Genomic DNA, 14,636 nt, shown 5'->3' on the forward strand with positions numbered 1-14,636 from the left:
CGTCTCAAGCGAGGCGCATATTCTAGCGCCTGCCGATTCATTGTCAAGGAGTTTTTTCAGCTTTTCGATCATTTTCATGTCGATCCGCGCACTCACTCAACAACCGATAAATTCACTTAAAACAATTCAAAAACAAATGCTTAACTACCGTTAACTCATCCTGGTGACTGCTCCCTTGCGGGCCAGCACCTCAATCGAGGAGGCGAATTCTACAGAGGCTGAGATTTAAGTCAACCATTCGTTGCAGATATTTTTGAATTCTTTTTCTTCTGCCATTTTACCACCCGATAGCCCAGCAACAGTAACAGCAGCATTCCGTAAAAAAGATGCTCGGCATAGCTTGCCCGTATCTGCATCAGGTAATGCACCAGCACCAGCACTGCCGCCAGATAGCTCAAGCGATGCAGCCTGATCCAGTTCTTTTTCAGACGCCGCTGAAAACCTTGTGTCGAGGTTATCCCCAGAGGAATAAGCAATATCAAAGCAGCCAGTCCGGCGACAATGTAATAGCGCTTGGATAGCTCCACCAGAATCAGATCTGCTCTCCAGCCCAGAATAAACGTCAGAAACGCGAGCAGGTGCAGCAACGCATAAAAGAGCGCATATAAACCCAGCATGCGGCGAAAGCGCTGTAGCCACCCCCACCCCAGCAGCTGGCGCAACGGGGTGACAGCCAGCGTCATCCAGAGAAAACGCATTGCCCAGAGCCCAAGTAGCAACACCAATTCTTGTGCTGGGTCTGCACCCAGGCGGTTATTGACAGCCGACCAGATCATCCAACCCAGCGGCAGCAAACAACCGGCAAACACTAACCACCAACGCAGATAACCAAACCATCTCTGCCCGGACAGAATGCTCAAAACCACTGACGCAGATCCATCCCTTGATACAAAGAGGCCACCTCTTCGGCGTAACCATTAAACAGCTGGGTATCGATGCGATTGGGGTTGAAGAAAGGGGAAGGTAAACGGCGCTCTGTCGCCTGACTCCAACGCGGATGATTCACCTGCGGATTGACGTTCGCATAAAAGCCATACTCATTTGGGGCAGCCAGATTCCAGCTCGTATCTGGCATCTGCTCATGAAAGCGTATGGCGACAATGGATTTAATGCTCTTGAAGCCATATTTCCAGGGCACCACCAGACGAAGCGGTGCTCCATTCTGCGGCGGTAGGGCATCGCCATATACGCCCACGGCCATGATAGTCAGCGGATGCATCGCCTCATCCATACGCAACCCTTCGACATAGGGCCACCTGATCGTACTGAAAGAACTGCGCTGTCCCGGCATCTGTTCTGGATCATGCAGTGTGACGAACTCGACATAGTGCGCATTACCGGTTGGCTCAAAACGCTTGAGCAGATCACCGAGAGGAAATCCTATCCAGGGAATCACCATCGACCAGGCCTCGACACAGCGCAGACGATATATTCGCTCCTCAAGCGTATGCGGCTTCAGAATATCCTCAAGAGTGTATTGACCTGGCTTGCTTACCTCACCACTGATCTCGACCTTCCAGGGATCAGTTCTGAATTCCTGCGCATGCTCCAGAGGGTCACGCTTACCAATACCGAACTCATAAAAATTGTTGTGCCCGGTCACATCCACATAAGGTGTCATCGGCTCGTCAGTCGCGAACACACGCTCGTTACTGCCTTGACGTATCATCTGCTGCAGCCATTCAGGCCCCGGATAATGACGATCACCCGGCTTGGGATAGTTAGGGATGGCTAGCAAAGAAGGGCTGGCTAGCATGGCAACGCCTGCGGCAACGCTCTTCATGAACAGCCGCCGCTGGCGATATACCGATTCAGGTGTGATTTCGGAAGATTTGATGTCTGGCGGTTTATTGATAAGCATCATCACAACTCTTGGTTAGCCTCAGAAATTAGACTGAATCAGACGCAAGAGTTCACAAAGCTACTTTGCTATATGACGCTTACGTCTCAATAACCACAGTACGGGTCCGGAACAGGCATAGACCACAAACAGCACCCAGAGGAAAAGTGGCGGACTGATCGATATCACGGCAATCACCAGCACGATAGCAGCCAGTATGATGAATGGCACCTTACCCCTGAAATCAACATCCTTGAAGCTGTAGTAAAGAACATTGCTGACCATCAGCACACCAGCCAACGCAACATAAAGCGCGACAAGATAGACGATATCATCCGGATCTATCTCAAATGCAGTACTGACCCATATCAGTCCAGCCACTGCAGCTGCGGCAGCCGGACTAGGCAAGCCGATGAAATAGCGCTTATCAACTGAGCCTATCTGGGTATTAAAGCGTGCCAGACGGAGCGCGGTTCCGGCAACATAGAGAAAAGCCGCAAACCAGCCAAGCTTGCCGAGATCACCTAGCGCCCAGGTGAATGCAACCAGTGCAGGTGCCACACCAAAAGAAACCATATCCGAAAGTGAGTCGTACTCTGCGCCAAAAGGGCTTTGCGTATTGGTCATGCGCGCCACTCGCCCATCCAGCCCATCGAGCACCATGGCAACGAATATTGCGATGGCAGCTGCTTCAAAGCGGCCATCCATAGCGGCAACCACAGCATAAAAGCCTGAGAAAAGCCCGCCTGTAGTAAAGAGATTGGGAAGCAGATAGACCCCTTTGTGAGGTTTGCCTTTTACGTCTGCGTCACAGGAAGAATCTGCCTGCTCCTGCTCTTTGGAATCGTGTTTATGCTGATCTGTCATAGGGTTATTGATACGCTTAACAAGGTTTTAATGATCATTCTACTTCAGATTAGCCACCAGACCCAACAGCATCACCCCATTTCCAGTTCAGGATGCCAGCTTGAAGCCCTGCCAAGGCTCGCACCCTTGTCATCCAGCCAGCACTGCGCCTGATCTCGCCCCATCTGTTTGAGCTCCAACAGGAAACGCCTGCGCGTATCGAACTTACTGGCACGCTGCATCCCCATCAACTGCAGGTCAGGCCCAATCAGATGTAATCGCGCACGCCGCAAGCGTCTCTCACGGCGCCCCAGTAACCAGGGTCTTGATCTCATATATTGCTGCATCAGCGTCACAGATGTCAGCTCTCGCATGAATCCCGACTGAAAAACCAGTTCGCTGACGCGCTCATCTATCTGCTGCGCAGAAACAGGAATCTCAGCCCTTTCCAGAGGCTGCAGCAGAATCGTCAGCAGATCTCTGGCTCGACACTCCGTAATTAGCGGTGTCAGCGGGGGGTTTGCAGAAAAGCCACCATCCCAGTAATGGCGGTCTTCGATTTTCACAGCCTTGTGTAATCGCGGCAAACAGGCACTGGCCAGCAGATGCGAGACAGTCAGCTCGGATTCGCGAAAAATCCGCAACGCGCCAGTTTCAACTTCGGTCGCCGCAATGAACAGGTTGAATGGTGCCTCTCTCTGAAGCATCTCAAAATCAACAGACTCACTGAGAATTTGACGCAGTGGGTTGATATCAAAAGGATTCAAGTCATAGGGGGACAGATGCCTCGACAGATTTTGCCACCATTGTTTGACACTGGCCTGCCCCTGCTCACTGAGATGCTCCGGTGTCGCCACCTGCTCCCAGAAATGGTTCAGCATGTCACGAGCACCCGGCGCACCACCCTGCATCCAGCCAGCCGCCAGCATCACAGCATTCATTGCACCTGCGCTGGAACCACTGATACCGGCAATATCCAGCCGCTCCAGCTCCAACAGCCGATCCAGAACGCCCCAGGTAAAGGCACCATGCGCACCTCCCCCTTGCAAAGCCAGACAGATCGTCATCTTACCCATAGTGCTTCCCCCTCGTTCAGCCCTCGGATATCTTCATCAGATGCCTGAAAGCATCTGAAGTCAATTATCCATAGGATAAAAAGACTGATGAAAAAAGTCAGAGAAAGCCTATAGCCCAAACATGACAAGCCCTGCAGCGCTATTCAGATAAATTAATTATTTATGACAAACTATTTGTGATATTGGCAGCCTGTCGGGCCCCATAAACGAAAAAACCCGGCAGACTATCTCGCAGCCTGCCGGGTTTTTTTCAACATTTTGATTAGGAGATCAGTTCTTCTCTTTATCAACCAGTTTGTTAGCTGTGATCCATGGCATCATTTCACGCAGACGACCACCTACCTGCTCAATCTCATGGGCAGCATTGTTACGACGACGCGCAGTCATGGATGGGTAGTTCAGAGCACCTTCGCTGATGAACATCTTGGCGTATTCACCACTCTGAATACGCTTCAGTGCGTTACGCATCGCTTCACGTGACTGGTCGTTGATGATTTCAGGACCCGTAACATACTCACCATACTCGGCATTGTTGGAGATGGAGTAGTTCATGTTGGCGATACCGCCTTCATACATCAAGTCTACAATCAGCTTCAGCTCATGCAGACACTCGAAGTATGCCATTTCAGGCGCATAACCGGCTTCCACCAGCGTCTCAAAACCAGCCTTGACCAGCTCAACGCAGCCACCACACAGAACAGCCTGCTCACCGAACAGGTCGGTTTCAGTCTCATCCTTGAAGGATGTTTCGATGATGCCAGTACGTCCGCCACCAACACCAGAAGCGTAAGAAAGCGCCAGCTCTTTAGCTGAACCGGAAGCATCCTGGAAGATAGCGATCAGATCAGGGATACCACCGCCTTTGACGAACTCGGAGCGAACTGTGTGACCAGGCGCCTTGGGAGCGATCATGATAACGTCCAGATCAGCACGTGGAACGATCTGGTTGTAATGAATGGCAAAACCATGAGCGAAGGCCAGAGTTGCGCCCTGCTTCAGGTTCGGTTCGATCTCTGTTTTGTACAGCTGTGACTGAAACTCATCAGGAGTCAGGATCATGATCAGATCAGCATTGGCAACAGCAGACGGTACTTCTGAAACCTTCAAACCTGCTGCTTCAGCCTTGGACCAGGAGCTGGAGCCCTTACGCAGACCCACAGTCACATCCACACCTGAATCCTTCAGGTTATTGGCATGCGCATGGCCCTGTGAACCGTAACCGATAATGGCTACTTTCTTGCCTTGAACCAGGGAGAGGTCACAATCTTTATCGTAATAAATTTTCATTTTCGTATCCGGTTATTCAAGTTGATCAAAAGGTCTGCTCAGATGACAGAACACTGATTCCCGCGTCTGCCTCATGAATCATGTTGGCAACAATAGGCTATTCAGAGCATTTCGTAAAATGATATATTTGCAACATCATGTTGCGGATTATGGAACATAGACCACCATGGACACCAAACCTCTGAAGCTGTTTCTGAGCCTGTCTGAAACACTGCACTTCGGGCGCACAAGCGCCCTGTGCCATGTCAGCCCTTCAACACTGAGCAGAACCATCAAGCAGATCGAAGACCAGTTGGGCACGACGCTTTTTTATCGTGACAACCGCAGTGTCAAACTAACCCCCGAAGGCGTTCTCTTTCAAAACTACGCCCGTGACACACTGCAGCGCTGGGAGAGTCTGCAAAACTCGCTGCTTGCTGAGAGCAACGAGCTGCAGGGAGAGATCAGCCTCTACTGCTCTGTCACCGCCAGCTACAGTTTTCTGTATGAGATTCTCAACCGCTTCCGGCGCCAGTACCCAAAGATCGAGATAAAGCTGCACACCGGCGATCCGGCTCATGCCGTGCAGAGGGTTCAGCGAGAAGTGGAGGATATTGCGATCGGCGCACGACCAGATCAGCTTGCCAGCGATATCGCCTTTCGCCCTATCACCATTTCACCCCTGGTGTTCATCGGGCCCGCACAGGACCAGACTATGACACAGGACCTGTCAGGCCTGGCCGATGCATCACACTGGTCACAGATACCGATGATTCTGTCCGAAGAGGGCCTGGCACGAAAACGCACCGATCAATGGTTTCGCACACTCGGGATCAAGCCACTGATCTATGCACAGGTCGCCGGCAATGAAGCGATCGTCAGTATGGTCAGCCTCGGGTTCGGTATTGGCATCGTGCCATTGATTGTGTTGGAGAATAGTCCTCTTGCTGATCGTGTTCATATTCTGTCCGTGACACCAGAGCTTCCGCCTTTCGAGGTTGGCCTCTTTGCACTGGAGAAAAAACTGAAGAGCCCGCTTATTCAGGCTTTCTGGTCAGAGTCTGCGCCAGAACCAACAGTATTGCCGGGATAATCATCTCAACAAAGCCGATCCCTTGCGCTCTTGCGCTGGATCATGGTGATCAGTCAGGATAGACGGCATCATCACGCTCCTTTTTTGAACTGCTGGAGAAAAGGCTCGATCATGACGGGTGAAATGCTGTTTGTTTTTGCGCTGCTGCTGACCACCATCCTGCTATTTGTGCAGGACAGGATCCGCATGGATGTGATCGCGCTGATGGTCGTGGTTGCACTGGCAGTTTCGGGAATTATTTCTCCGGTCCAGGCTGTATCAGGCTTTGGTGAGTCCATCGTGATCATGATAGCCGGACTGTTCATTGTCGGAGAAGGCCTCTTTCGCACCGGTGTCGCGGCAGCCGCAGGCAATTGGTTGCTGAGAGTCGGGGGAAGCAGTGAAACCCGGCTGCTGTTATTTCTGCTGCCAACAGTCGCCCTGCTGTCTGCGTTCATGAGCTCCACCGGGGCCGTTGCATTACTGATTCCGGTCGTGCTCAGCATGGCTCGCAAATCCGGCATGCAGCCATCTCGTCTACTGATGCCACTGGCTTTTGCATCTCTGATTGGCGGCATGTTGACTCTGATCGGTACACCACCGAATATCATTGTCAGTGGCCAGATGCGTGCAGCAGGATTCGAGCCCTTCAATTTTTTTGACTTCACACCGATTGGCGCTGTCATTCTGTTCGTCGGCACCATCTACCTGGTGTTCATTGCCCGCCATTTGTTACCAGCCAGTGATGTTCGTGACCCCGAACATAGCCACCCTGGTCTTAAGGAGTTTGCCGAGCGCTATGGCCTCAGCGACCACCTCTATAAACTGAAGATAAGAGCGGACAGCGAACTGGCAGGAAAAACACTCAGCGAAGCGGCTTTGCGTACCGAGTATGAAGTCACCGTCATTGCCATGCAGCACCTGAACCGGCTGATCTCTCCATTGAAGCCCGTCATGATCAACACGCGCATGCAGGTCCAGGACACACTCCTGGTATATGGTGACCGGGAGTCTATCGATCGCCTGTGTGACGAAATGGAGCTGAGTATTCTGGGCTTTCCCGAGCAGGAGATAGAACAACTCTACAAACAGTTCGGTCTGGCTGAAGTGATGCTCCCCCCTGACTCGCCCTTAACCGGCCGCAGCATCAAGGAGGGCAGCTTCAGAGAGCGCTTCGGACTCAATGTCATTGGTGTTCGACGCCATCGTGAGTCTCTGAAAGCTTCATTTGCCAGCACTGCACTCGAGGCAGGCGATACATTACTGTTGGCGGGTCGCTGGGAGGATATACAGGCACTTGAAAGCCGTCGCGAGCTGGTCGTACTGGAAACACCGTCGGAGATGACGGAAATTCCGGCCCATGCAGAAAAAGCACCGATAGCGATCGGTATCATGCTACTGATGCTGGTACTGATGACCACCGGCCTGCTGCCCAACCTGACAGCCATTATGGTCGCCGCCCTGGCCATGATTCTGACCGGATGTGTCACGATGAATGAAGCCTATCGCTCTCTGAATGGCAGCAGCCTGATTCTGATTGCGGGCATGCTTCCGCTGGCGCTGGCCATGGAGACCAGCGGCGCACTGATGTATCTGGTGGATCATCTGATCGCCAACTATGGTGACAGCGGTCCACTCCTACTATGCGCCGGATTGTTCATACTGACCTCTTTTCTCAGTCAGTTTATCTCCAACACCGCCACCACCGTTCTGGTTGCACCCATTGCACTGGCAACCGCACAAGGAATAGGACTGAACCCGGAGCCCTTTATGATGACGGTAGCAATAGCGGCCTCGACCGCCTTTGCTACACCGATAGCGTCCCCCGTAAACACGCTGGTACTGGCGCCCGGTAACTATCGCTTCTCGGACTTTGCCAAGGTGGGACTACCACTGCAATTTATTATTCTGGCAATTACACTGGTGCTGACTCCATTGTTATTTCCTTTCAACTGAACCGATTACACCAGACTTTCCGAGAGTTTTTCTGGCACATTACCCAGCTGTCCGACATAAAAAAACCGCCCATAAAAGGGCGGTTTTTTTCAATATCAATCAGGCAATCAGAGACTGAGCACCTTCTCACCACGTGCAATTCCGGAAACCCCGGAACGCACGACTTCCATGATACTGGCAGCCCCCAGAGAGGTGATGAATGCATCCAGTTTTTCACTGGAGCCGATCATCTGCACGGTATAGGTCGTCGGTGTGACATCGATGATCTGACCACGGAAAATATCCGCCGTGCGTTTGATTTCGGCACGCATCTGACCACTGGCCTTGAGTTTGATCATCATCAGCTCACGCTCGATATGTTCGCCCTCAGTCAGATCCACCACCTTGACCACATCAATCAGTTTGTTCAACTGTTTGGTGATCTGCTCAATCACACGATCATCACCGATAGTGGTTACAGTCAGGCGCGACAGGGTCGCATCTTCGGTCGGTGCCACAGTCAGCGATTCAATGTTGAAATTACGCTGTGAAAAGAGGCCAACAACCCGCGACAGTGCACCTGGTTCGTTTTCCATCAGAACAGAAATTATATGTCGCATCAGGTTCTCTCCGTCTTGCTCAGCCACATATCACGCATCGCACCGCGCGGTACCTGCATCGGATAAACATGCTCGAAAGGATCAACCATGATATCCATGAACACGAGGCGATCCTTCATCGCAAAGGCCTCACGCATCGCATTCTCCAGATCGGAATACTTCTCCACTTTCATGCCGACATGTCCATAAGCTTCAACCAGCTTCTTGAAGTCCGGCAACGAGTCCATATAGGAGTGAGAGTGGCGAGCCTCATAGTTCATATCCTGCCACTGTCGAACCATGCCCAGTGACTGGTTATTCAGACAAATGATCTTGACCGGAATATTGTACTGACTGCAGGTGGATAGCTCCTGAATATTCATCTGGATGCTGCCCTCGCCGGTCACACATACAACCTCCTCATTCGGGAAGTTCATCTTGACCCCCATCGCAGCAGGAAAACCAAAGCCCATGGTGCCCAGACCACCGGAATTGATCCAGCGATTGGGTTTATTGAACTTGTAATACTGTGCGGCAAACATCTGATGCTGACCCACGTCGGAGCAGACATAGGCATCACCGTTGGTCACTTTGGACAGCATTTCGATAACCTGCTGCGGCTTCATCAGCTCGGAATCGTCGGTGCGGTAGTGGCCACCATGACGCGAACGCCACTCATCGATCTGCTTCCACCAGGATGCGATTGCCTCGGCATCCGGCTGCTTCTTGCTCGCCTTCACCAACTGGATCATCTCTTCCAGTACCACTTTGGCGGGCCCTACAATCGGGACATCTGCCTGAATGGTTTTGGAGATGGAAGCCGGATCGATATCCACATGTACGATACGCGCTGTCGGGCAGAATTTATCGGTGGCGTTGGTGACGCGATCATCAAACCGCGCGCCAATCGCCAGCACCAGATCACTGTGGTGCATGGTCATATTGGCTTCGTAGCTGCCATGCATACCCAGCATACCGACAAACTGACGATCCGTACCGGGATAGCCACCCAGCCCCATCAGCGTATTGGTCACAGGGAAGTTGAGCAACTGCGCCAGCTCGATCAACTCGGCACTGGCATCACCCATGATGATACCGCCACCCGAGTAGATGATCGGCCGTTTGGCGCCCAGCAGCATGTCCACGGCCTTCTTGATCTGGCCGGAGTGCCCTTTGGTGACAGGGCTATAGGAGCGCAGCTTGACACTCTTGGGGTATTCATAGGGAAAACGCTCGGTAGGTGCCGTCATATCCTTGGGGATATCGACCACGACCGGACCGGGACGACCGGATTCAGCAATATGAAAAGCCTTTTTGATGATCTCGGGAATATCTTCAGCACGCGTGACACTGAAGTTATGCTTCACGATAGGCCGGGAGATACCCAGCATATCGGTCTCCTGGAAGGCATCTTCGCCAATCAGATAGCTCATCACCTGGCCTGTGATGACAACCATCGGGATCGAGTCCATATAGGCGGTAGCGATACCCGTAATCGCATTGGTCGCGCCAGGACCGGATGTCACCAGTGCGACACCAGCCTTACCGGTCGCACGTGCATAGGCATCAGCCATGTGAGTTGCTGCCTGCTCGTGGCGCACCAGGACATGCTGGACATCTTCCTGCTGGAACAGTGCATCATAGACATGCAGCAGTGCTCCACCGGGATAACCATAGATGTATTTCACTCCCTCATCTCGGAGGGCGCGTACCACCATTTCAGCGCCTGAAAGTAATTCCACTTCGTGTATCCTCTACATACGTCGGCGAACTACCGACGATTAACAGTTTCTGTGATTCTGCATCGTGAGCACAAACCTGTGCGGCTGCATTCACACAGCCTGGCACTGATCCCGTCGCCCCATGGTCAGAGTGCGCCGGAACCGGACTGCCTGTACTCGGGTGCTGAACAGAAAAAGGATCTCTTAGACTGCCAGACCTGTCTGAGACTTAAGCCGGGTAATGCTTTCTGCCTGTGCTGTCGGGATTTCCTGAAGCACACAGGCGAAAAGGTTCCTGAAGGAAGCCGGTCATTTTCTCATCCACACCGGGATTGATCAACCTTAAAACAAAATGTTTTAACTCTGACGAAGAAAGGCTACGCTGAATGCAATATAATCGCGAAAAAAAGCCAGAGGAACAGCTGTATGAGTATTTCCGAGATTAAAAACAAAGAGCGAGTGATCAATGAGTTGATGCGCTTTATTCGCAAGGTTCTGGCCGACCCGAAACTTTGTGAGCAGGCGCTCATGATTGCTCGCAAGCATATCGATAAAAAGGATGCCGATATGCTGATTGCCGATGAGTTGTCCACCACCACCAGCGTCAAGATTCCGATTGAGTTCAGTGATGCTGATCGTCTGTTTCTGCATGTATTGAAAGAGGCCGTGCGCGACGAGCAGGCGCTCTACTAGAATCAGATTCTGAAGCAGGATCGCCGGACAGCTGCAGGATGTCCGGCCACGCCCTATTCCGGCACCAACCAGTCGCACAGTGTCGAATATTGCTCTTGCTCCAGACTAGCCTTGAGCCTGGGCAGACTAGCCTCCAACTGCTGATCCAGTTGCCAGGGAGGGTTGATGATCAGCATGCCGCTGCCATACATCCCTCGCTCGGCCTCAGGAGCGATCTCCACTTCTGAACGCAGTATTTTCCTGATACCCGAACGACTCAGCGCATCCAGCATCTCCTGCCAGCGTCTGGCGCCGAGCAACGGATACCAGATGGCATAGATACCATTGGGCCAGCGTCTAGTCGCGGCCAACAGGAAGGTCACTACCTGATCATACTCCGACTTGACCTCGTAGGAAGGGTCGATCAGCACCAATCCACGATTGGGTGTCGGCGGAAGTAGTGACAACACCCCCTCATAACCATCGCGGTGATGAACAGCTACCCTCTGATCGCGGCGGAAGGTACGTTTCAGCACATCAAACTCAGTCGGATGCAGCTCCATCAGATGCAGGCGATCCTGCTCACGGGCAAAACCGGCAGCAATTGAGGGCGAGCCGGGGTATTGCTTCAAGGACCCGTCTGGATTCCATTGCCGCACAGCGTCCAGATAGGGCTGCATCTGCTCGGGTAGATCCTGCTGCTCCCAGAGTCGTACAATCCCCTCTTTGAACTCACACGTCTTCAACGCCTGCTCATTTCCAAGATCATAAATCGCCCTCCCGGAATGGGTCTCAAGATAGTTCCAGGGAGTGACCTTGCGGTTCAGTGACTGCAACAGGCAGGACAGAACAAAGTGCTTGTGGATATCGGCAAAGTTGCCGGCATGAAAACCGTGAAGATAGCTGAGCATGATGAGCAATCCGGGACATTGGACATTGGGTAGTGGGGCGGCTGTATCTTAACAGTTTCCGCCCCTTATACCCAAACCTCATGTCCAGATCGGCATGTGCCCTGGATGGCTATTGATCAGCGGAAGACGAAGCTTCCGGCCTCGACATCCACCGCCACCTCATCACCCGACGCATAACGGCCGGAGAGGATCTCCTGCGCCAGCGGGTTCTCGATCCATTGCTGGATAGCGCGCTTCAGCGGTCTTGCACCATAGATCGGCTCAAAGCCCACCTCCACCAGTTTATCCAACGCGGTTGAGGTCAGCGTAAGTGTCATATCGAGCTCTGCCAGACGCTTGCGCAAACGATCAAGCTGTATCTGGGCAATGCCAGCCACCTGATTGCGACGCAGGCTGTGAAAGACCACCACCTCATCAATCCTGTTGATCAATTCCGGCCTGAAGTGAGTACTCACCGTTTCCATCACTGCCGATTTCATCAATTCATAATCTTCATCATCAGAGAAGTTCTGAATCAGATCAGAGCCGAGGTTGGAGGTCATCACCACGATGGTATTACGGAAATCCACTGTCCGCCCCTGACCATCGGTCAGACGACCATCTTCCAGTACCTGCAGCAGAATATTGAACACATCCGGATGCGCCTTTTCGACCTCATCCAGCAGCAGCACCGAGTAAGGCTTGCGACGCACCGCCTCGGTCAGATACCCGCCCTCTTCGTAACCGACATAACCGGGAGGTGCACCGATCAGTCTGGCCACGGAGTGCTTCTCCATGAATTCAGACATATCGATCCGCACCAGAGACTCCTCGGTATCGAACAGGAAGTGCGCCAGCGCCTTACACAGCTCGGTTTTACCGACACCGGTTGGCCCCAGAAACAGGAAGCTGCCATTAGGTCGATTCGGATCGGCCAGCCCGGCACGTGAACGACGCACCGCATTGGAGACAGCGATCACCGCCTCATCCTGTCCGACCACGCGCGCATGCAGAGCGGACTCCATGCGCATCAGTTTATCGCGCTCGCCCTCCAGCATCTTGTTGACAGGAATGCCTGTCCAGCGCGATACCACCTCGGCAACCTCCTCTTCCGTGACCTTGTTGCGCAGCAACCGGGTCTCCTGATGCTCGGCTTCGTCGGCGGCCTTGAGCTGTTTTTCCAGCTCGGGAATACGTCCATATTGCAGCTCTGACATACGTCCGAGATCGCCGGCACGGCGCGCCTGATCCATCTCGACACGCGCCTGATCCAACTGCTCCTTGATCTGCTGAGATCCCTGCAGCGAGGCCTTTTCCGCCTTCCATATCTCTTCCAGATCGGAATATTCTCTCTCCAGCCTGCCGATCACCTGCTCCAGTTCGTGCAGACGCTTGCGTGAGGCCTCATCGGTTTCCTTCTTCAAGGCCTCGCGCTCCATCTTCAACTGAATCAGACGCCGCTCCAGCTTGTCCATTTCCTCCGGCTTGGAGTCTATCTCCATACGGATGCGCGAGGCTGCCTCGTCGATCAGATCTATTGCCTTATCCGGCAGTTGCCTATCCGCTATATAGCGCTGTGACAGCTGAGCCGCGGCAATGATCGCGGAATCGGTGATATCGACCCCATGATGCACCTCGTAGCGCTCTTTCAGCCCACGCAGAATGGCAATGGTATCCTCTTCACTCGGCTCATCGACCTGCACTTTCTGGAAGCGACGTTCAAGAGCCGCATCCTTCTCGACATACTTGCGATATTCATCCAGCGTCGTGGCACCGACACAATGCAGCTCACCGCGTGCCAGCGCAGGCTTGAGCATATTGCCGGCATCCATTGAACCCTCGGCCTTGCCGGCACCCACCATGGTGTGCAGCTCATCGATAAACAGGATGATCTGGCCCTCCTGTTTTGAAAGCTCATTCAGCACCGCCTTGAGACGCTCTTCAAACTCACCGCGAAACTTGGCTCCGGCAATCAGTGCGCCCATATCCAGCGACAGCACACGCTTGCGCTTGAGCCCTTCAGGCACCTCGCCATTCACAATGCGCTGCGCCAGCCCCTCGACGATCGCCGTTTTACCAACGCCTGGTTCACCAATCAATACGGGGTTGTTCTTGGTCCGGCGCTGCAGCACCTGGATGGTACGACGTATCTCATCATCACGGCCGATCACAGGATCCAGCTTGCCTGACTCCGCACGCTCGGTCAGATCCACGCAGTACTTATCAAGTGCCTGACGTGACTCCTCGGCATTTGGATCCTGCACTGACTCGCCCCCACGCATCTCTTCGATGGCAGCGGCCAGGCGTGCTGCGGTAATCCCACACTCCTGCAGCAGCTTGCCGGCATCGGTTTTCGCCTCGATCATCGCCAACAGCATCAGTTCGCTGGCGATATACTGATCGCCACGCTGTTGCGCCAGCTTGTCGGTGACATTGAACAGACGCGCCATATTCTGCGACAGACGAATTTCGCCATCCGGACTCTGCACCTGCGGCAGGCGATCCAGCGCCTCACCGATCTTGCGGGTCAGACTGTTGAGTTCGGCACCGGCCTTGCCCAGCAAAGGACGAATGGAGCCACCGCGCTGGTTGATGAAAGCAGCCAGCAGATGGACGGGTTCTATCTGGTTATGATCCTTGCCGATCGCCAATGACTGGGCTTCGCCCAGAGCGTCCTGAAGTTTTGAGGTAAATTTATCGGGTCGCATCGCCCTCTCCT

The 14,636-nt window shown here is 53.2% G+C and carries 12 protein-coding genes; 3 read left to right on the forward strand and 9 right to left on the reverse strand.

Going from position 1 to position 14,636, the window contains the following annotated elements:
- Positions 1–230: 230 nt before the first annotated feature.
- From F7R27_RS15260 to ilvC, 5 genes are all read right to left on the reverse strand, one after another.
- The gene (locus F7R27_RS15260) at positions 231–866 is read right to left on the reverse strand and encodes a protein-methionine-sulfoxide reductase heme-binding subunit MsrQ (RefSeq protein WP_240776396.1); all 636 of its coding nucleotides are present in this window, start codon (positions 864–866) and stop codon (positions 231–233) included.
- Positions 857–1,861 (reverse strand): protein-methionine-sulfoxide reductase catalytic subunit MsrP, encoded by a 1,005-nt coding sequence (msrP, locus tag F7R27_RS15265; RefSeq protein WP_151705273.1) that lies wholly within the window; start codon positions 1,859–1,861, stop codon positions 857–859. The genes F7R27_RS15260 and msrP overlap by 10 nt, the downstream gene beginning before the upstream one ends.
- A 60-nt stretch (positions 1,862–1,921) precedes the next feature.
- Entirely contained in the window at positions 1,922–2,707 is a 786-nt protein-coding gene (gene pssA, locus F7R27_RS15270) for a CDP-diacylglycerol--serine O-phosphatidyltransferase (RefSeq protein WP_151705131.1), read from the reverse strand.
- A gap of 71 nt (positions 2,708–2,778) precedes the next feature.
- Positions 2,779–3,762 (reverse strand): patatin-like phospholipase family protein, encoded by a 984-nt coding sequence (locus tag F7R27_RS15275; protein ID WP_151705132.1) that lies wholly within the window; start codon positions 3,760–3,762, stop codon positions 2,779–2,781.
- Positions 3,763–4,032: 270 nt separating this feature from the next.
- Positions 4,033–5,049 (reverse strand): ketol-acid reductoisomerase, encoded by a 1,017-nt coding sequence (gene ilvC / locus F7R27_RS15280; RefSeq protein WP_151705133.1) that lies wholly within the window; start codon positions 5,047–5,049, stop codon positions 4,033–4,035.
- A gap of 166 nt (positions 5,050–5,215) precedes the next feature.
- Between ilvC and ilvY the strand changes: the two genes are divergently transcribed.
- Both ilvY and F7R27_RS15290 read left to right on the forward strand, forming a co-directional pair.
- Positions 5,216–6,121 (forward strand): HTH-type transcriptional activator IlvY, encoded by a 906-nt coding sequence (ilvY, locus tag F7R27_RS15285; protein ID WP_151705134.1) that lies wholly within the window; start codon positions 5,216–5,218, stop codon positions 6,119–6,121.
- A 111-nt stretch (positions 6,122–6,232) separates the two neighbouring features.
- Positions 6,233–8,056 (forward strand): SLC13 family permease, encoded by a 1,824-nt coding sequence (locus F7R27_RS15290; RefSeq protein ID WP_151705135.1) that lies wholly within the window; start codon positions 6,233–6,235, stop codon positions 8,054–8,056.
- 107 nt (positions 8,057–8,163) lie between these two features.
- On the opposite strand, the gene ilvN is transcribed toward F7R27_RS15290, so the two are convergent.
- Entirely contained in the window at positions 8,164–8,655 is a 492-nt protein-coding gene (ilvN, locus tag F7R27_RS15295; protein WP_151705136.1) for an acetolactate synthase small subunit, read from the reverse strand.
- On the reverse strand, positions 8,655–10,376 hold the full coding sequence (locus F7R27_RS15300; RefSeq protein WP_151705137.1) for an acetolactate synthase 3 large subunit: 1,722 nt from the start codon (positions 10,374–10,376) through the stop codon (positions 8,655–8,657). The genes ilvN and F7R27_RS15300 overlap by 1 nt, the downstream gene beginning before the upstream one ends.
- A gap of 405 nt (positions 10,377–10,781) precedes the next feature.
- Between F7R27_RS15300 and F7R27_RS15305 the strand changes: the two genes are divergently transcribed.
- Complete coding sequence (locus F7R27_RS15305) at positions 10,782–11,048, forward strand: hypothetical protein (protein WP_151705138.1); 267 nt, start codon at positions 10,782–10,784, stop codon at positions 11,046–11,048.
- Between the two features lie 53 nt (positions 11,049–11,101).
- Here the strand turns inward: F7R27_RS15305 and F7R27_RS15310 are convergent, their stop codons facing one another.
- The gene (locus F7R27_RS15310) at positions 11,102–11,938 is read right to left on the reverse strand and encodes a 23S rRNA (adenine(2030)-N(6))-methyltransferase RlmJ (protein ID WP_151705139.1); all 837 of its coding nucleotides are present in this window, start codon (positions 11,936–11,938) and stop codon (positions 11,102–11,104) included.
- Between the two features lie 116 nt (positions 11,939–12,054).
- On the reverse strand, positions 12,055–14,625 hold the full coding sequence (clpB, locus tag F7R27_RS15315; protein ID WP_151705140.1) for an ATP-dependent chaperone ClpB: 2,571 nt from the start codon (positions 14,623–14,625) through the stop codon (positions 12,055–12,057).
- Between the last annotated feature and the right edge of the window lie 11 nt (positions 14,626–14,636).

Source organism: Nitrincola alkalilacustris, assembly GCF_008973755.1.
Taxonomy (GTDB): Bacteria; Pseudomonadota; Gammaproteobacteria; order Pseudomonadales; family Balneatricaceae; genus Nitrincola; species Nitrincola alkalilacustris.

Bases quoted from the DNA above. Each gene is read 5' to 3' on its own strand.
- ilvY (WP_151705134.1), top strand. From the start codon at position 5,216: ATGGACACCAAACCTCTGAAGCTGTTTCTGAGCCTGTCTGAAACACTG.
- F7R27_RS15305 (WP_151705138.1), top strand. From the start codon at position 10,782: ATGAGTATTTCCGAGATTAAAAACAAAGAGCGAGTGATCAATGAGTTG.
- F7R27_RS15290 (WP_151705135.1), top strand. From the start codon at position 6,233: ATGACGGGTGAAATGCTGTTTGTTTTTGCGCTGCTGCTGACCACCATC.
- pssA (WP_151705131.1), bottom strand. From the start codon at position 2,707: ATGACAGATCAGCATAAACACGATTCCAAAGAGCAGGAGCAGGCAGAT.
- msrP (WP_151705273.1), bottom strand. From the start codon at position 1,861: ATGCTTATCAATAAACCGCCAGACATCAAATCTTCCGAAATCACACCT.
- ilvC (WP_151705133.1), bottom strand. From the start codon at position 5,049: ATGAAAATTTATTACGATAAAGATTGTGACCTCTCCCTGGTTCAAGGC.
- ilvN (WP_151705136.1), bottom strand. From the start codon at position 8,655: ATGCGACATATAATTTCTGTTCTGATGGAAAACGAACCAGGTGCACTG.
- clpB (WP_151705140.1), bottom strand. From the start codon at position 14,625: ATGCGACCCGATAAATTTACCTCAAAACTTCAGGACGCTCTGGGCGAA.
- F7R27_RS15275 (WP_151705132.1), bottom strand. From the start codon at position 3,762: ATGGGTAAGATGACGATCTGTCTGGCTTTGCAAGGGGGAGGTGCGCAT.
- F7R27_RS15310 (WP_151705139.1), bottom strand. From the start codon at position 11,938: ATGCTCAGCTATCTTCACGGTTTTCATGCCGGCAACTTTGCCGATATC.